Origin of the sequence: Acidisoma cellulosilyticum (assembly GCF_020621385.1) — a bacterium.
GTDB lineage: Bacteria > Pseudomonadota > Alphaproteobacteria > Acetobacterales > Acetobacteraceae > Acidisoma > Acidisoma cellulosilyticum.
In genome coordinates this window covers 134,980-153,626 of the sequence record NZ_JAESVA010000004.1, presented here as the reverse complement: position 1 = coordinate 153,626, position 18,647 = coordinate 134,980, and the positions used below count along the sequence as shown (strand labels likewise).

The following is an 18,647-nucleotide window of genomic DNA, read 5'->3' as shown; positions in this document are numbered from 1 at the left end:
GCACGGCCCGATCCTCCCTCAAAAATCATGGCAATCTGAAGGTTGCCTGCACGCTGTCTCAAAGCGGATCGCGGCCGGTTGGCGCAATCTCCCGTCATCGCAACCGAGAGACAGGAGCTTCCCATGACCGATATCCTCAACCGCCGCCGCCTGCTGGGTGCGGCCGCCGTCGCGGGGCTTGCCACCCAGCTCGGCCTCACCGGCCGCGCGATTGCGCAGCCTGCCACCTTGCCCGGCGCCACCAGCTTCCCCAACCCGCTGAAGCAGATCGATGCTGGGCTGCTCAGCGTCGGCTACGCGGAACTTGGTGCGCCCAATGCGCCGGTGGTCATCCTGCTGCACGGCTGGCCCTATGATATTCATAGCTTTGTCGACGTCGCCCCGCTTCTCGCCACCGCAGGATTTCGGGTGATCGTGCCTTACCTGCGCGGCTATGGCACGACGCGCTTCCTCTCGCGGGAGACGGTGCGCAACGGCCAGCAATCGGCCTTCGCCGTCGATGTCATCGCGCTGATGGATAAGCTCGGCATCCGTCAGGCCAGTATCGCCGGGTTCGACTGGGGCGCGCGCACGGCCGATATCCTCGCTGCCCTTTGGCCAGAACGCTGCAAAGCGCTCGTCTCCGTCAGCGGCTATCTGATCGGCAATCAAGAGGCCGGACAATTGCCGCTGCCGCCCAAAGCCGAGCATGACTGGTGGTATCAGTTCTATTTCGCGACCAGCCGTGGCCGCGCGGGCTACGAGGCCTACCGCAAGGATTTCGCGAAACTCATCTGGCAGACCGCCTCCCCGCAATGGCATTTCGACGACGCAACTTTCGATCGCAGTGCCCAGGCGCTGGACAATCCGGATCAGGTCAGCATCACCATTCATAACTATCGCTGGCGGCTGGGCCTCGCGCAGGGGGAGCATCGCTATGACGCCCTCGAAAAGCGCCTGGCGCAGGCGCCGGTCATCCGCGTGCCGACGATCACCCTGGAAGGGGATGCGAACGGCGCCCCGCATCCGGATCCTGCCAGCTACGCCGGCCGCTTCGTGGGCAAGTATGAGCATCGGCTGATCAAAGGCGGTATCGGCCATAATCTGCCGCAAGAAGCACCACAAGCCTTCGCGCAGGCCGTGATCGACGTCAGCGCCATCTGATCCAGGGCCTTATTAAATCGGCGTTATGTTCGCTATTCCCGTAACGCCATAACGCTCTCGGGCGTAACCAGAATTGGGTGAGGTCATCACCGACCGGGCTTGCCGCCAAGGCTGGCTTGCCCGGGACATCCGGCTGCGAGGCAAGTGGCATGATCCTGTTTCTGGTTTCCTATCTCGGCGGCGTGCTGACCATTCTCAGCCCCTGCATTCTGCCCGTCTTGCCTTTCGTCTTCGCCCGCGCTGACCGGCCCTTCGTCACCAGCGGATTGCCGCTGCTGCTCGGCATGGCGATCACCTTTGCGGCCGTCGCGACCTTGGCGGCCGTCGGTGGCGGCTGGGCGGTGGATGCCAATCATTACGGCCGCGTCGCTGCCATCATCCTCCTCGCGCTATTCGGTGTCACGCTACTGTTCCCGCATCTGGCCGACCGGCTGACGCGACCGCTGGTCGCCCTCGGGTCAAGGCTCTCGCAATCCGCCGATAGTGGAGAGGCCAAGTCGCCCTTCGCGGCCTCCTTCCTGCTCGGCATCGCGACCGGGCTGCTTTGGGCGCCCTGCGCCGGGCCCATCCTCGGCCTCGTTCTGACCGGCGCCGCGCTGCAGGGCGCCAATATCGGGACCTCCCTCCTCCTTCTCGCTTATGCCGCCGGGGCCGCGACATCCCTGGCTGTCGCCCTTCTCATCGGCGGCCGGGTCTTTACAGTGATGAAGCGCTCGCTCGGCGCCGGCGAATGGGTCCGCCGTGGTCTGGGCGTTGCGGTTCTGGCCGGTGTGGTCGTCATCAGCCTCGGCTTGGACCGCGGGCTGCTGACGCAGGTCGCCTCCGCCAGCACCACGAATATCGAACAAGCTTTGCTCAACAAGGCCGAGGTCAAGGCTGCGGGCCAGCCGCCGACGACACCGGCCGCGCCAGCGCCGACCATGACCATGCAGGCGAATAATGCGGCCGCAGGTGCCATGATGATGATGGCGGCCAAACCCGCCGCCGATGCGCTGCCGGTGGAAGGCAACCTGCCGCCGCTGACGGGTGCCGTGCAATGGCTGAACTCCCCGCCGCTGACGGCGGAAGGGCTGCGCGGCAAGGTCGTGCTGATCGACTTCTGGACCTATTCCTGCATCAACTGCCTGCGCACTTTGCCCTATGTCGAAGCCTGGGCCGCGAAATACAAAGACCATGGACTGGTCGTTATCGGCGTGCATTCGCCCGAATTCGCCTTCGAGCGCGATATCGGCAATGTCCAGCAAGCGATCAAAGACCTCAAGGTCAATTACCCCGTCGCCATCGACAACAACTACGCGATCTGGCGCGCCTTCAATAACGAATACTGGCCGGCGCAGTATTTCATCGATGCCCAGGGGCGCATCCGCTACCACCATTTCGGGGAGGGGGACGACGCCCATTCCGAGCGTGTCATCCAGCAATTGCTGACCGAGGCCGGCAACCAGAATTTGCCGCAGGGCATCGTCTCGGTCGACGGTCATGGCGCTGAGGCGGCAGCTGACGAGACCGATATGCAATCGCCTGAGACCTATATCGGCTTCACGCGCGCGGCCAATTTCGTCTCGCCCGGCGGCGCGGTCGGTGGCCAAAGCCATGTCTATACGACGCCCGATCAGCTTGCCCTCAATCAATGGGGCCTGACCGGGGATTGGACCGTGCAGGGTGACAGCGCCACGCTCAATCAGGCTTCGGGCAGCATCACCTTCCGCTTCCACGCCCGCGACCTGCATCTGGTGCTGGGGCCGGCCAGCGACGGCAAGCCCTTGCGCTTTAGGGTGCTGATCGACGGGCAGCCGCCGCTCGGCGATCACGGGGCCGATATCGATGCCCAGGGCAATGGCACGATCACCGACCAGCGCCTCTATCAGCTCATCCGGCAGGATGGCGCGATCCGCGACCGCAGCTTCCAGATCCAGTTCCTGGAACCGGGTGCCCAGGCTTTTTCGTTCACATTCGGTTAAGCGACACCGGCCAAGGACCGGCGCGCAATCATCGCGTCGGTCGGGATGGCGGAAGTCCCGGCCGGCCAGGCCGCATTGCTATTAAGGCAAACAAAACCATTATCGATATCTTGATAAAAACAATTACGGGATCGGACCGCATCCGCGCGCAACTGATGTCCTGAATTTCCCCGATCATGCGGTCATGCATCGTGCGGTGGCCGCGCAACTTATTGATCTATATCATAGGTTAGGGCTCACCTGGCGCGGCGGGCAGTATTGCGGTCGCTGGGCCAGAGATTTTGACAGGTGGCAGCCGCCGGTACAAAGCTGGTGGATGCTACCGAAAGTACCGCCCAACTTGCCAAGCGCCCCCGAGCCGATCATCGGCCTCGCCTGCCTGACCCAGGTCGCTCAGCCCGACTGTGCGTCCAGACTTAGCCCGCGCGCGGATCACGGGCCTGCGAGAGGGACTTCCAGCCGTCGGTGGACGCGTCAAAGATGACGAAAGACCCCTCAAAGCCGACGCCGGTTATCGTCATTGGCGCCTCCGCCGGCGGCATCCAGGCCTTCCAGGGCTTTTTCGAACATATGCCCCCGGATAGCGGCTTCGCCCTGGTCGTCATGCTGCATCTGCCGTCGGACCGAAAAAGCATCCTGCCGGACATTATCGGGCGATGGACCGCCATGCCGGTGATCGAGGCCAAGGACGAATGCCGCCTGGAACCGAATTGCGTCTATGTTCCCCCGCCGGGGGTTGTCGTGATCTATCGCGGCGGCCGCCTGCAGCTTCACCGCCCTGAGACCGAGGAACTGCGTGAGTTCAGCCCGATCAGCCTGCTGCTCGGCTCGCTCGCGGAAGGGCTGAAGGAGGATGCGGTCGGCGTCATTTTGTCCGGAACCGGCAGCGACGGCGCGCTCGGCCTGAAGGCGATCAAGGAACAAGGCGGCCTGACGCTCGTTCAGGGCACCGATGGCACCGGCCCCCAGCATGACGGCATGCCCCTCGCTGCAATCGCGACCGGCGCGGTCGACGTGATCGCGCCGGTGGAGGCGATGCCGGGCCGCATCATGGCGGTCCAGCTTGCAAGACGAAAACCCGATAGCATCGCGGCTTTGCCGCCCGACCAGGTGGATGCGGCGAGGCTCGAAATTTGCGCGATCTTGCAGCGCAGCATCGGCCATGATTTCAGCGGCTATAAGGATAAGACCTTCCTGCGGCGCGTGCAGCGGCGGATGCAGGTATTGGGTCTCACCTCGATCCAAGATTTTATGGAGCGTTTGAAGACCGACCGCCAGGAGGTCGTCATGCTGTTCCGCGATCTGCTGATTGGCGTGACAAGCTTCTTTCGTGATGAAGCAACCTTCGACTTCCTGAAGACGACCGTCATTCCGCTTCTGTTCGAGGGCAAGGGCGCGAATGACACAATCCGGATCTGGATTCCGGGCTGCGCCACCGGTGAGGAAGCCTATTCCCTCGCTATCCTGATGCGCGAACATCTGGACAGGATCCCAGATAACGCTCCCAAGGTTCTGGTTTTCGCGACCGACATCGATGAACCCGCCATCGCGACGGCGCGCATGGGTCGCTACCCGGATAGCTTGCTCCTCGGCATGTCGCCGGAAAGACTGTCGCGTTATTTCGTTCACGGCATCGACGGCAGCTACACGATCGCCAAATCCGTCCGCGAGCTTTGCACCTTCTCGGCCCATAGCCTGACGCGGGACCCGCCCTTCTCGCGGATCAATCTACTCTCCTGCCGCAATCTGCTGATCTATCTGGATCTGGAACTACAAGGCGTCGTCATCCCCGCCTTTCACTACTCTCTCGTTCCCAACGGCATCCTTCTGCTCGGCAGTTCCGAGACCGTCAATCGGCATGAGAATTTGTTCACGACCTTGGACCGCGCGCATCGCGTGTTCCAGAAACGTGACGTTCCCAGCCCCGCCTTGCGCATGACCGGCCGCGACAGCCTGCGGATCTTTCCGCCGCAGAAGGATGGTGGCAAGGCAAGCCATGTCTCCTCCCGGTCCATTCTCTCGCGCCTCGGCACCTGGGCCAGCACGCGTGTGATGGAGCGCTTCGCCCCCCCCTTCGTCATTGTCACGGCCGACGCCGAGGCCCTTCACTTCTCGCCCAACCTGACGCGATATCTGGATTTTCCGTCCGGCGTACCCAGCCAGAATATTCTGGTCATGGCCCGTCCGGGCTTGCGTGCCCCCTTGCGAGCCTTGTTGAGACAAGCGATCGAAATCGGCCGCAGCGTCGAAAGATCCGGCATCGTCGTCGAAGCAGCCGACGGCCGAACCCATATTATCAGCCTGGTCGTGGAACCGAGACGTGAACAAGGTCTGGAACCATTCTTCCTCGTCGTCTTCATCGAAACCGCTCAGGCCCGTCATGACGATACCGACCCCTCCGGCTGGGTCCTGTCTGATCTCGGCAGTGATCGCCAATTGGAAACCGAGCTGCGCGACACGCGCGAGCAGTTGCAATCCATCACCGAAGAGCATGACACCGCGCTGGAGGAGCTTCGCAGCGCCAATGAGGAACTGCACTCCGTCAATGAAGAATTGCAATCCACCAATGAGGAGCTGGAAACCTCGAAAGAGGAAATCCAGTCCATCAATGAGGAGTTGCAGACGGTCAATAACCAGCTCGCCGGCAAGGTCGATGAACTCGACCACAAGAACAGCGACCTGAAGAACCTGTTCGAAAGCACCCAGGTCGCGACGATCTTCCTTGACCCCTATCTGGTCATCCGCAGCTTCACGCCTGCAATCGCGGGTTTCTATAACCTGATCCCGAGCGATCAGGGTCGTCCCTTGACCGATATCGTCAGCCGGTTGCGCTATGCCAATCTGCGCGAGGATTGCCGCCTTGTGCTGCAGACCCTGGAGCCGCTGGAACGGCGTATCGTGCGCGATGACGACGCCACGCATTATCTCATGCGCATTTTGCCCTATCGGACACCGGACAGTCGGGTCGACGGCACAATCGTCACTTTTGTCGATGTAACAAGCGTCGTGCAGGCGGAACAGCATCAGCGCCTGCTGGTCGATGAGCTTAATCACCGCGTCAAGAATATGCTGACCGTCGTCATCTCGATCGCGACGCAGACGATCAAGCGCTCTGACACGCTGGCGGAGTTCGAGCGCAGCTATATGGGGCGCGTGCATGCCCTGTCTGCCGCCTATGCGCTCCTCAGCGAGGAAGGCTGGCAAAGAATCTCGCTCGAAGCTCTGCTCAGCGAGGAATTGCAGCCTTTCCTGTCACCCAATCGATCGAATATCCTGCTCGATGGTGAAAACATCCTGCTGGCACCCCGCGCCGCGCTGTCGCTCGGCATGGCAATTCATGAACTGACAACCAATGCGGTCAAGCATGGGGCCTTGTCCTTGCCCGAAGGGCTGGTGCGAATCGCCTGGGCCATCGAGGAGAGTGAGCAAGGCGATTATCTGGTCTTGACCTGGATTGAGCAGAACGGCCCGACGGTGATACCGCCGACGCGCCGGGGTTTCGGCATGACCTTGATCGAACGTGGCCTGCGGCAAGACATGTCGGCGGAGGTTTCCATCGAATTCCTGCCGACCGGCGTCTCGGCGAAGCTAAGGGCACCGATGCCGTTGATTGAGCCGCCCCCTCAGCAAGGCGCGTCATAAATGTCCGACGGATGCGCTTTACAGGGGCGGCGCGTGCTTGTCGTTGAGGACGAGATGCTGGTGTCGCTGCTGATCGAGGATGCCCTGACGGACGCAGGCGGCACGGTCGTCGGTCCCTATGATCGGGTTCCCGATGCGCTGGAGGCCGTGCGGACGCTTCCGTTCGATATCGCGGTCTTGGACGTGAACGTCGCGGGTATCAAAGTCTATCCGGTTGCCGAGACATTGTCGCAGCGCGGCATCCCTTTCCTGCTTCTGTCTGGGTATGGCGCCGGGGCCGTACCGCCCGAACGCCCGTCCTGGCCCGTTTGCAGCAAGCCCTTCCGGCCGGAGCAACTCATCGCATTGCTCGCGGCGCTTTTGGACGGCGCAGCTTCGCCCAAGGACCTGAATAAAATTGTCTAAAATCATCCAATCCCGTCCGACACCTTGGACGAGCGTCATTCTGCTCTGCGGCAAATGCGCTGGCAAAATGAAGGCCGGTTTCGGACCCGACCGCAAACAGACTTTGCGTGAGGCGCTGAGGACGGAGCTTAAGGCCCAAGGGCAAGGTCGGCAGGTGCGCATCGTCGAAACACGATGCCTGGGGCTTTGCCCGAAGAAGGCGGTGGCCGCTCTCAACGCTCATAGGCCGGAGCGGATTCTGACGATCCCCAAGGGCACCGGAACCGACGAAGCCCTGACCCAGTTGATGGGCCATGCGGAAAAGGCGGCTGATTAAGCCGCCCATTCCCGCGCCATCCGCAGCAGCACCTCATCCGCGCCCGGCCAACCGATCAGCGACAGGCCGACAGGCAAGCCGCCCGCCTCGCCCAGCGGCAGGCTGATCTGCGGCAGGCCGGTCAGCCCGGCAATGCCGGTCAGTTCCGTAATGCGCCGTCCAGCCTCACCCATGGCGGAGAGCGGAATGCCCCGCAAGGGCGGCAGAATAGGCGTCGTCGGCAGACAGATCAGCGCACGACCGGCCAGCCGATCCGTGATCTCTGTCCTGACATTCGTACGGAATGCGCGCTCAGCGCCCAAGTCCATCTCGGCCGTCAAGGCCGCCAGCGCCAGCCCACGCCCGACTTCGAAGGAGAAACGCGGATTGTAAGCGTCGATCCAGTCGCGGAAAGTCGCGGAAAATTCCGCCTGCTGCAACCGGCGCTGACGCTCAGCCCAGCGCGGCAGACCCTCCTCGGATAAGGTGATATCCTCGGCCGGCAGCATTGCCCGCAGCTTGGCCAACGCCGGCTGCAAAGCCTCCCGCACCGGCGCATCGGCGATGGTGAAAGCATCCGTCGCGATCATCACGCGCTCGATGGTGCCGGGTATCGCCTTGTCATCCAACACCAACCCATAGGCGGTTTCCAGCAATGCCGGGTCGCGCGCGAAAAGCCCGACCGTGTCGAAGCTGGGCGATTGCGTCATCAGCCCGGTGACGGAAATGCGCCCATGGGTCGGCCGCATGCCGTAAAGACCGCTAAAGCTGGACGGCACACGGACGGAGCCGCCGGAATCAGTGCCGAGGGCCAGATCCGCCAGCCCACCCGCGACAGCGGCGGCTGACCCGCTGGAGGAGCCGCCGGGCAACCGGTCGGGCGCGCGCGGGTTGATCGGCGTGCCGTGGAACTGGTTGCGCCCCAATAGCCCCAGCGAAATCTCATCCGTGATGGTGCGGCCGACGAGCGTGGCACCGGCATCCAGCAGTCGCTGCACGGCGAAAGCATGGGCGCGGGCGGGCGGATGGCTCGCCGCCCAGTCCGGATTGCCGCAACCGGTGACGAGACCGGCGACGTCGAAAAGGTCCTTGGCGGCGAAGCCAAGACCGGCGAGCGGGCCGGTGGCGGCCCCGGTCGCGAAGACCGGGGGCCCAGGCACGAAAGCGCCGAATGCATCATTCGGCGCGCGCAGAGGATGGCTCAAGACTTGTACATCTTCCGGTAATCAAGATGCGTGTGGAACCAGTATTCGTAACCCTTCACGTTCTTCTGCATGGCGACGTCGAAGAACAGACGGGCCAGCGGAATGCGCGGCAGGTCGCTCATGACGATGTCGTTCATCTTGACCAGATCGGCTTCGTAGATGGTCGGGTCATTCTGGAACCGCGCATCCTCGATCAGCGCATCGAGTTTCGGATTGCCGTAATTCGCCGTGTTGAAGACAGCGTTATTCTTGCCGTAGAAGTTCCAGTAATAGAAATACTCCGGCGGCACCAGCCAGCCATAGAATTCAGTAATCACGAAGGGCATCGACTTCGATGCCATCTGCGCGAACCAATTCGCCCCCGGCACCTTATCGAGGGTCACCTTGACGCCGATCTTGGCGAGATTCTCCTGGAACAGTAGCGCGATCGGCTCACGCGTCGTCGCCTGGCTGAGATCGTAAGACAAGGTTGTCGAGAAGCCATTCGGGAAGCCGGCCTGGGCCAGCAGCTTCTTCGCCTTGTCCAGATCGGTCTTGTAATGGGACACGATCGGCCATTCCGCCGGATAGGGCTTGGTCGGGTCGCCGCCGAACATCGGCACGCCGCGATCGTACAGCGCCGCATCCATGATCGATTGATAGGGCACCGCCCAGGCCATCGCCTGGCGCACCAGGGGATTGTCGAAGGGCTTCATCTTCACGTTCATGTCGATATACAGAAGATCGTTCTGGATCGGCGTGCCGATAACCTCCACCTTGCCGGCCTTGGCGAGTTCCGCGTAATCCTTGGGCGGCAGGCCGACCGAGATATCGACGTCGCCCTTTTCCAGCAGCGCGCGGCGCGTGCCGGGGGACGCGATCTCGCGGTAGATGACGCGCTTCAGCTTCGGCAGCGGCCCGGATTTCCAATCCTCGAAGCGCGTGAACACGATCTCGGTGCCCGGCTTCCAGCTCGCCACCTTGAAGGCGCCGCCGCCAGCATCATTATGCTGCACCCAGTCAAGCGCCCAGGGGTCTGACGCCGTCGCGTGCTTCTTGGCGAGTGTGGAATTGACCACGCAAGGAATTGGCACCACCAGATCCGGCAGGCTAAGCTTGTTCGCCTTGTCGAAGGTGATCTTGAAGGTATGCGGATCGACGACGGAGAACTGCTCGGGCTTGGTCATGGCACCGGCGCCCATCTGCACCGCCGCAAAGCCACCGACTGACACCGCGCGATCGAAGGACCATTTCACGTCATCCGCCGTCACCGGCGTGCCGTCATGGAAGACAGCGTCCTTGCGCAGATGAAAGATGAAGGTCTTGCCGTCAGCGCTGATCTCCCAGCTTTCGGCCAGCTCCGGCTCCACCTTCGTCACGTCATAGCTCACCGTGCCGTTCGGCAGGGTCTTTTCCCCATGGGTAACCAGCCGGTCATAGACCTGCCAATTGACCATGCGGCTGTAATCGTTCGCGACCGGCACCATGGTGTCGAGCGAATTGGTGCCTTGTTCGCCGACCACCACCATCACGTCCGGCGGGGTCTTGGCGAAAGCCGCAGAACTGCCGACCGCGAGAAGCACGGGCGACAGGATCGAACCGGCCAGCAGGCCGCGTCGACTGATCGAAGTCATGCAAAGGCTCCTTCCAAGGGCGAGGGGATTGGCGTTTCCGTGGCGCCGAGCTTGCCGCCGAGCGCGGCGTGAAATGCGTGCGCGAAGCTGGAAGCAAGACTGTCTTCCAGCGCGCGGCCGACGAAGCTGATGCCAAGTGGCTGGCCATCGGCGCGAAAGCCCATCGGCACGGTGACAGCGCACATATCGAGCAGGTTCACGAAGTTCGTATAGGTGCCGAGCATCGCGTTGCGGCGAATATTATCGGCCAGCATTTCCTCCACCGTGAAGGTCGTGGGCGTCGTCGGGGTGACGATGATGTCTAGTCCCTTCGTCATATGGCGGATCACCTGCCGGTGACGCGCCAGGGTCTGCTGGGCGACGAAGACATCCGCACCGGAATAGCTGCGGCCCCAGCCGATGATCTCGCGCGTCGCGGGATAGATCTGATCCTCATGCGCGTCGAAAAAGCTCTGCAGATTGGCATAGCGCCGCGCGATGAAGGCGTCCTCGTACAGCATCTTCGCGGCCGCGTAGAAGGGCGCAAAATCCAGTTCGACGGCCTTGCCGCCCATTCTTTCCAAACGCGCGATGGACTCGTCAAACAGCCGCTCTGCTTCCGCGTCACCCGCAAAGATGCGGGTCGCCTTGGACGGAACACCGAAGCGGAATGCGCGCGGCAGCGCGGACAGCTTGAGGTGAAAATCCTCGGCCTCAGGCCGGGACAGCGGGTCTTCCGCGTCATAACCGATCATCACCCGCGTCGCGATGACGCCATCGGCGACCGTCATGGTCATGACATTATGGCTCGCACTCATCCCCGCGCGGGACCCGCCGCCGAGCGGGATCAATCCCGGCGTGGGTTTGATCCCGACGGTATTGTTCAGTGCCGCCGGCACCCGGCCGGACCCTGCGGCGTCACCGCCCAGCGCCATGCTGACCAGGCCAGCGGCCAGCGTCGCGCCGCCGCCCGAGGTCGAACCGCCGGAGATAAAGGCAGGGTCGAAGGTATTGCGGGGAATGCCGTAATCGGTGCGGGTGCCGTTAATACCGACGCCGAACTGATCCATATTGGTCTTGCCGATGATGATGGCGCCGGCATCGACCAGATGCTGCACCACAGGATCGGTCTTGGTCGCCATGCGGCTGAAGGCGCGGCAGGCCTCGGCGGTCGGGTAGCCCGCTATGTCGAAATTGTCCTTCACCGACAGCGGCAATCCCCACAGCGGCAAATCCTGCGAACCGGCCTGTTCCAGTTCGGCAGCCCTTGCCAGCACCGCCGCGCGCGGGAGTTGAAGAATCCAGGCCGGGTCTTCACCGCGCGCGTCGATCCGGGCGAAGATCGCCTGCACAACCTCGGTCGGCGTCAGTCCTTGCGTATAGGCTTGGCGCAGCGTCGCGAAATCCAGGCTGCCGGTCTTTTTATCCCAAAGGCTCAAAGTCCAAGCTCCGCGAGCAGAGAAGGCTCACGCCCAGCCCAGGGCCGAGCAGCCTCAAAAGCCGCAGCAGCCGCAATCACGCTCGCATCCGCCAGATGCCGCCCGACGATCTGCAGGCCGACCGGCAGACCGTCCGTGGTGAAGCCGGCCGGGACAGAGGCTGCCGGTTGACCGGTCATATTCATCGGGAAGGTGAAGCACAGCCAGTCGGCTGGTCGCACCATGCGGCCCTCGATAATCTCCGGCCCCTGCATATGAACGGGGAAAGGCGGCACGGCGAGCGTCGGCGTGAGAAGGAAATCGTATTTCTGCATGAAGCGCCACATGCGGTTCATGACCATCTTGCGGGCCATATTGGCATTGGTGAAATCCTCGGCCGTCCATTTCCGGTCAAGCAAAGCGAGCAGGAAAGGCGAAATCTCGCCCCGCCGCCCTTCCACCATGGCGCGCATGCCGACCAGATCACTCTCCATGGCGACCAGGCTCCAGAACTGCTCGGCCGGATCTTCCCAGCCGGGATGCGCCTCTTCCACAATACAGCCGAGATCGGTTTCGAACACGCGCACCGCCTCGCCCACCACGCGGCGGACTTCGGGGTCCACCGCCGCATAACCCCAATCGGCGCTATAGGCGATGCGCATGCCCCGCATATCGGCGGGCTTCGATGCCGCAAGCCAATCGACGTCACCGCTGGGGATGGACAGCCGGTCGCGCGGGTCGGGCCCTGCGATCACGCTCAGCATCAGCGCGGAATCCGCGACCGTACGGCTCATCGGCCCAATATGTTCCAGGCTTTCCCAGCTGGACACGCCAGGGTAGCGCTCGTCCTTGCAGCCGGGATAAAGCGGCACGCGGCCCATGCTGGCCTTGATACCCACCAGGCCCGAATGGGCTGCGGGAATGCGGATCGATCCGCCGCCGTCACTGCCGATGGCAAAAGGCGAGATGAAGGAAGCAACGGATGCGCCCGACCCGGCGCTTGACCCGCCGGGCGTCATCGCCAGGTTCCAGGGGTTGCGCGTGGTCGGAAAGACCGGGTTATGACCGACGCCGCTATAGCCGAATTCCGGCACATTGGTCTTGCCCAAGATGATGGCACCGGCATCCTTCAGCCGCTCCACCACCACATCATCCTCGTCCGGCACGAAATCGCGATAGATATTGGACCCCATGACGGTGCGAATACCGGCCGTCGCGACCAGATCCTTGATGCCGATCGGCACGCCGGCCAGCGGCCCCACGGCCTCCCCCCGCGCGATGCGCGTATCGATATCGGCGGCCGTGGCGCGGGCCAGTTCCGGCGTCGGCGTACAATAGGCATGGATATGCGGCTCCAGCACCTCCATGCGCTGCAAGGCGACCTCCGTCACCTCGGCGGCGGAAATCTCCCGCGCCCGGATTTTGGCGGCAAGGCTGCCCGCATCCATGCGGGCGATGTCATTGGACGCGCTCATGCGGAAATCTCCTCGGCGAAATGACAGGCGGCGCGATGCACGCCGTCCGATCCGACAGCACGCAATTCGGGCATGGTCTCGGCGCAACGGTCTTCCTGGCGCGGGCAACGCCCATAGAAGCGGCAGACGGTGGGTGACGGATCAATCGGGCTGCTGGCCGAGCCTTCCAGCCGCCAGGGCGTATGTCCGCGCCGCGCGGGGTCAGGGATGGAAGCCAGCAGCGCCCGCGTATAGGGGTGGCGCGGCTGCCGGAACATCGCTTCCGTCGGCCCCTCCTCCACCACCTTGCCCAGATACATGACGACGATGCGGCTACACAGCAGACGCACGACGTTCAGGTCATGCGAGACGAACAGATAGCTCATCCCGAGTTCGGAGCGCAGATCAGCGAGCAGGCGCAGGATGACGGCCTGGACCGAAACATCCAGCGCCGATGTCGGCTCATCCAGAATGAGCAGCGAGGGACGCAGCGCGATCGCCCGCGCAATGCCCACACGCGCGCGCTGGCCGCCGGACAGCTGATGCGGCAGGCGCGTTTCCATCTCTGGCGGCAGGCCGACCAAGGCGATCGCCTTGCGCACCTGTGCCGCCAGCGATTGACGGCCGCCAGGATTGCCCAGGCGCCGGATCGGGTCTGCCACGGTATCGAAGACCGTCAGCGAAGGGTTCAAGCTTTCGGTCGGGTCCTGAAACACGACCTGAATGCGGCCGCGCGCCTTGTCATGCACGAAGCGGCGCAGCGGCAAGGGCGCGATATCCTGGCCCTCGAAAACGATCGCACCCTCGGTCGGTTCGATCAGCCGGCCGAGCAGTCGCACCAAGGTCGATTTGCCGCAGCCACTCTCACCCACCAGACCCACGCTCTCACCGGGCTGAATGGCGAGATCGACCGCATCCACGGCATGCAGCATGCCGCCGCCGGTCGGGTAGCGTTTGACGAGGCGCACGGCCTCCATAATGGCGGTCGTCATAGCGGGTTCCAGCAGCGCACGATGTGATCCGCTCCCAGATTGACCGAAGGCAAAGCGTCGGTCGCGCAACAGTCCAGGCGGCGCTCGCAACGGTCGATGAAGCGGCAGGGCGGCAGATCGCGCCGCAGATCGGGCAGCGAGCCCGGAATGGAGGCGAGGTCGCGGATACTCTCATGCCCGCCGGGCGTCGCCCCGATCAGCCGCGCCGTGTAAGGGTGTTTCGGCGCGGATAGCATCGCCTCTGTGCCGCCGATTTCCACGATATGCCCGGCATGCATCACCGCGATACGGTCGCAATATTCGCCGGCCAAAGCGAGATCATGGGTGATGAGCACGACGGATGCATTCGAGCTCCGCACCTGCTCGCGGATCAGATCCATGACCACCGCCTGGGTCGTCACGTCCAGCCCCGTCGTCGGCTCATCCGCGATCAGCAGATAGGGATTGCAGGCCATGGCCATGGCAATCATCACGCGCTGGCAGAGGCCGCCCGAAAGTTCGAACGGATAGGCGTCGAAGCGCCGTTCGGGATCGGGTATCCGCACACGGGCCAAGGCCGCGATCGCCCGCTTGCGGGCTTCCTTTTTCGAGACATTGGCGTGCCGCAGCAGCACGTCCTGCACCTGTGCGCCGACGCGGCGGATGGGGTTCAGCGCCGTGCGCGGGCTTTGGAAGATCATCGCAATCTCGCGGCCGCGCGTCTCAGCCAGCGACCGCTCGCTCTCCGTCAGCATATCCCGGCCCGCGAAGCGAATGCCGCCGCGCGGAATCTGCGCCGCCGGATCCAGCAGACCCATCATCGCGTAAGCCAGCACGGATTTGCCGGACCCGCTTTCGCCGACGATACCCAAAATCTCGCCGCGATCGAGCGTGAGCGAGATACCATCCAGCACATGCACCATGCCGCTGCGCGTGCGGAAATCGAGCACAAGGTCTTCGACCGTCAGCAGCGGCACGCTCTCAGTCATGACAGCCGCGCTCATGTGCGGCGCCTCGGATCGACGATATCCCGCAGCCCGTCGCCCAGCAGGTTGAAGCAGAAGACAGCGATCACCAGCGCGCCGCCGGGGAAGACGAAGGTCCACCATTCGCCCGAGAAGATGTAACTCGCCCCTTCCGAAACCATGATGCCCCATTCCGGCGTCGGCGGGCGCACGCCCAGGCCGATGAAGGACAGGCCGGCCGCGTTCAGGATCGCCCAGCCCATATTGAGCGAGGCCTGCACCAGCATCACCGGCAGGATATTCCGCACGATATGGCCCCACAGGATGCGAATGGCGCCATTGCCGCCCATGCGCGCGGCCTCGACATAGGCCAGATCACGGCGGACATTGACCTCCGCCCGCGCGAAGCGGCCATAGAAGGGAAGATTGATCACCGCCGTCGCGATGATGATATTGGTGACGTTATTGCCCAGCGCCGCGACAATGCCCATGGCGAGCACGAACAGCGGAAAGGCCATGATGGTATCCATCACCCGGCCGAAAATCGCATCCACCCAGCCGCCCCAATAGCCGGCCATGGCGCCGAGTGCGGTGCCGACGACGAAGGAGATGACGACAGCCGAGATCGCCATGCCAAGGTCCAGGCGCGTCGCGATCAGCACGCGGCTGAAGATATCCCGGCCAAGAGAATCCGTGCCGAACAGATGCAGCCAGGACGGCGGCTGCATGCGCGCGCCCTCATTGGTCATTAAGGGGCTGTAGGGGGCGAGCAGCGACCCGAAGATCGCGCAGAAAATAAGCAGCGCGAACAGGATTGCCGCCAGAAGCGTCATCCGGTTTTCAGCCAGGGCATAGCGCGTGCGGCTGATCAGGCTGGTGTCACTCATCGCTCAACCCTCGAACCGCACACGGGGATCGACCATCATGCTGAGCAGATCGACCACCAGATTGAGCAGGATATAAAGAACCGCCATCATCAGGATGAAGCCCTGCACGGCGGCGTAATCGGAGGAGATGACGGCCTTCACCGCATAGGCGCCGACCCCCGGCCAGCCATAGACGTCCTCGATGAGAACGTTGGAGCCGAGGACGAAGGAAAAGACCATGCCGAGCACATTGACCACCGGCAGCATGGCGTTCCGCAGGGCATAGGTGATCAGGATACGGTGGCGGGACAGGCCAAGGGCGCGCGCGGTGCGGACATGGTCGCTCGCCAAGGTCTGCAGCATGGCGGCGCGGGTGATACGCGCGATCGGCGCCAGCGCGAAAAGCCCAAGGGAAATGGCCGGCAGAATGATCTGCGCCAGCGCGCCCCCAAAGGTCTGCCAATCGCCTTCCAGCAAGGAATCGATCAGGTAAAAGCCCGTGATAGTGGTCGGCGCATCGAAATAGACGTCGTTCAAACGCCCCACCGGTTCCGGCGCCAACGGGATCAGGAAATAGAAGACATAGACCAGCAGCAGGGCGATGAAGAAGGTCGGGAAGGCCGCCGCCACCGTCACCGTGCCGCGACACAGATGATCGATCCAGCTATTGGGCCGTGTCGCCGCCCAGATGCCCAGGGGCACCGCAACGCCGATCGCGAAGATCAGCGCGACCAGGGTCAGTTCCAGCGAAGCCGGCAGGCGCTGCACCAGATCGGTCATGACCGGCTGGCCGGTGGTCAAGGACTGGCCGAGGTCGCCATGGGCCAATTGCCAGATATAGGTCAGGAATTGCTGCGGCAGGCTGTGATCCAAGCCAAGATGCGCCCGCACCTGCGCGACGGAAGCCGCATCCGCCGCCGGCCCGGCGAACAGCACCGCCGGATCGCCCGGCAGCGCGTGGGACAGCAGGAAGGTCACGATGATGACGCCGATCAGGCTGGGCACCGCGCCCAGCAGCCGTTTGCCGGCAATGCGTAGAAACCGGATCACGCGGCAGGTGCGCCGAACAGGCCAAGGGGGCGGGGCAGACAAAGTCGGGCTGAAGCGGTCATGGCCCGAAACCTATCAAGACTCATGCCAACCGCGTCGGTCCGTCTGGCTGGTTTGTCTCTTAGCCGATAGGGGAGCGTAAGCCAGGGAAACCGGTCAGGCTCGGCTTTCGCGCGGATTTGGGCTGAATTCCGCCAAAAACCAGAACCGTTTCGACCGACTGGCTGCTGTAGCCACTGTTAATCGCTTTTCTTGGCCAGCACCCGCGAAAAGCTCAGCATCGCGCCCAGGATCGCCGCCAGAAAGGCGAAGGTCAGGCAGGTCTTGGTCGGCGCCGGCTGCGCGAAGCCGAGCGTCAGCGCCACCAGCATGCCGCCGATGGTCTGGCCGAGCAGCCGCGAGACCGAGATCATGCCGCTCGCCCCGGCCAGCCGGTGCTTCGGCGCCGTCGTCAGCATGGCCTTGTTGTTCGGCGGCTGAATCATCGAAAAGCCGCAGCCGGCGACAGCAATGCGCCAGGCGATGTCGATATCGGTCGGATGGGCGGGCAGCAGGCGCAGCAGCAAAAAGCCGATCCCGGTGATCAGCATGCCGATGGAGGTCAGAAAGGCCGCCGGATAACGATCCGCCAGACGGCCGACGAAAGGCGCGGTCACTACGATCGCGACCGGCCAGGCGGTGATGACAAGCCCTGTCTCCACCGGGCCACGATGCAGCACATTGGTCAGGTTGAAGGGCATCGAGATGATGAAGAAATTCGACGCGACGAAGGCCAGAAAGCCGGTCGTGAAGGCAATCGAAAATCCCGCCCGCGCCAGTAGATCGACCGGCAGCAGCGGATGCGGTTGCGACAGTTGCAGGCGCACCAGCACGGCCATGCAGATCAGCCCGATGGCCAGCAGCGCGATACCGACCCCAGCACTGCCGCCTTGCGCGAAATTGTCGCCGCCGGTGACGATGCCGCCCAGGCCCAAGGCCAGTAAGACCGCGCTCAGCGCATCGAACTTTACCGGCGTTCGCGGGGTCTTCGGCAAGGCCGAGACCGCGAAATACATCGCGACGGCGCCCAAAGGCAGGTTGATCAGAAACAGCCATTTCCAGCTGGCGAAGGACAGCACGGCTGCCGCCACGGAAGGCCCGAGTGCCACGCCCAGCGCGATCACCAGCCCGTTCAGCGCAATGCCGCGGCCGAGAATTTTCGCGGGATAGATATAGCGGATCAGGGCGGCATTGACGCCGAGAATACAGGCGCCACCCAGGCCCTGGATGGCGCGGGCGGCCGCAAGCTCCGGCAATGTCTGCGAGGCCGCGCAGAGCAGCGAAGCCCCCACGAAGGTCACCAGCCCGATCCGGCACATGCGGGCATGACCGAATTTCTCGCCGAGCGAGGCGACCGGCAGTAGCGCGATGAGACTGGCCAGCTGATAGGCGTTGACGACCCAAATCGCCGCCGATGCGGTCACATGCACGTCGCGCGCAATATCCGGCATGGCGATATTGACGACCGTATAGTCAAGCACGGAGAGGAGAACCGCCATGGCCACGGCGGTCATCGCTCTCAGCCGGATGGATTTCGGCAGACCGTCTTGCGTCGACAGCGGCATATCGGCTGGGATTGCGGACATCGGCTATCCCTATGCCGCACTGCGGCATAATGGCAGCTTTTCTGCCGGATATCTG

Annotated in this window: 14 protein-coding genes; 5 read left to right on the top strand and 9 right to left on the bottom strand. The window is 63.4% G+C overall.

Annotation, left to right across the window (positions count from 1 at the left end):
- Positions 1-123: 123 nt before the first annotated feature.
- From ACELLULO517_RS13015 to ACELLULO517_RS12995, 5 genes are all read left to right on the top strand, one after another.
- The gene (locus tag ACELLULO517_RS13015; protein WP_227307829.1) at positions 124-1,143 is read left to right on the top strand and encodes an alpha/beta fold hydrolase; all 1,020 of its coding nucleotides are present in this window, start codon (positions 124-126) and stop codon (positions 1,141-1,143) included.
- Positions 1,144-1,292: 149 nt separating this feature from the next.
- Complete coding sequence (locus tag ACELLULO517_RS13010; RefSeq protein ID WP_227307828.1) at positions 1,293-3,104, top strand: cytochrome c biogenesis protein DipZ; 1,812 nt, start codon at positions 1,293-1,295, stop codon at positions 3,102-3,104.
- Between the two features lie 480 nt (positions 3,105-3,584).
- Complete coding sequence (locus tag ACELLULO517_RS13005) at positions 3,585-6,746, top strand: CheR family methyltransferase (RefSeq protein WP_227307827.1); 3,162 nt, start codon at positions 3,585-3,587, stop codon at positions 6,744-6,746.
- 33 nt (positions 6,747-6,779) lie between these two features.
- A complete protein-coding gene (locus ACELLULO517_RS13000) occupies positions 6,780-7,151 on the top strand; it encodes a response regulator (RefSeq protein WP_227307826.1) in 372 nt (123 codons plus the stop codon).
- Positions 7,144-7,467: a (2Fe-2S) ferredoxin domain-containing protein gene (locus ACELLULO517_RS12995; RefSeq protein WP_227307825.1), complete on the top strand. Its 324-nt coding sequence runs from the start codon at positions 7,144-7,146 to the stop codon at positions 7,465-7,467. The genes ACELLULO517_RS13000 and ACELLULO517_RS12995 overlap by 8 nt, the downstream gene beginning before the upstream one ends.
- On the opposite strand, the gene ACELLULO517_RS12990 is transcribed toward ACELLULO517_RS12995, so the two are convergent.
- From ACELLULO517_RS12990 to ACELLULO517_RS12950, 9 genes are all read right to left on the bottom strand, one after another.
- Complete coding sequence (locus ACELLULO517_RS12990; protein ID WP_227307824.1) at positions 7,464-8,651, bottom strand: amidase; 1,188 nt, start codon at positions 8,649-8,651, stop codon at positions 7,464-7,466. The two genes, ACELLULO517_RS12995 and ACELLULO517_RS12990, sit on opposite strands and share 4 nt — an antisense overlap.
- A complete protein-coding gene (locus ACELLULO517_RS12985; protein ID WP_227307823.1) occupies positions 8,648-10,264 on the bottom strand; it encodes an ABC transporter substrate-binding protein in 1,617 nt (538 codons plus the stop codon). The genes ACELLULO517_RS12990 and ACELLULO517_RS12985 overlap by 4 nt, the downstream gene beginning before the upstream one ends.
- Positions 10,261-11,682, bottom strand: coding sequence for an allophanate hydrolase (locus tag ACELLULO517_RS12980; RefSeq protein WP_227307822.1), 1,422 nt, complete (start codon positions 11,680-11,682; stop codon positions 10,261-10,263). The genes ACELLULO517_RS12985 and ACELLULO517_RS12980 overlap by 4 nt, the downstream gene beginning before the upstream one ends.
- Positions 11,679-13,136 (bottom strand): amidase, encoded by a 1,458-nt coding sequence (locus ACELLULO517_RS12975; protein WP_227307821.1) that lies wholly within the window; start codon positions 13,134-13,136, stop codon positions 11,679-11,681. Before ACELLULO517_RS12975 ends, ACELLULO517_RS12980 begins: the two co-directional genes overlap by 4 nt.
- Positions 13,133-14,107 carry an oligopeptide/dipeptide ABC transporter ATP-binding protein gene (locus ACELLULO517_RS12970; protein WP_227307820.1) on the bottom strand — a complete coding sequence of 325 codons (975 nt, stop codon included), beginning with the start codon at positions 14,105-14,107 and terminating at the stop codon, positions 13,133-13,135. Before ACELLULO517_RS12970 ends, ACELLULO517_RS12975 begins: the two co-directional genes overlap by 4 nt.
- The gene (locus tag ACELLULO517_RS12965; RefSeq protein WP_227307819.1) at positions 14,104-15,090 is read right to left on the bottom strand and encodes an ABC transporter ATP-binding protein; all 987 of its coding nucleotides are present in this window, start codon (positions 15,088-15,090) and stop codon (positions 14,104-14,106) included. Before ACELLULO517_RS12965 ends, ACELLULO517_RS12970 begins: the two co-directional genes overlap by 4 nt.
- On the bottom strand, positions 15,087-15,938 hold the full coding sequence (locus ACELLULO517_RS12960; RefSeq protein ID WP_227307818.1) for an ABC transporter permease: 852 nt from the start codon (positions 15,936-15,938) through the stop codon (positions 15,087-15,089). Before ACELLULO517_RS12960 ends, ACELLULO517_RS12965 begins: the two co-directional genes overlap by 4 nt.
- A 3-nt stretch (positions 15,939-15,941) precedes the next feature.
- Positions 15,942-16,967 (bottom strand): ABC transporter permease, encoded by a 1,026-nt coding sequence (locus ACELLULO517_RS12955; protein WP_227307817.1) that lies wholly within the window; start codon positions 16,965-16,967, stop codon positions 15,942-15,944.
- Positions 16,968-17,206: 239 nt separating this feature from the next.
- Entirely contained in the window at positions 17,207-18,592 is a 1,386-nt protein-coding gene (locus ACELLULO517_RS12950; RefSeq protein WP_227307816.1) for an MFS transporter, read from the bottom strand.
- Positions 18,593-18,647 lie beyond the last annotated feature (55 nt).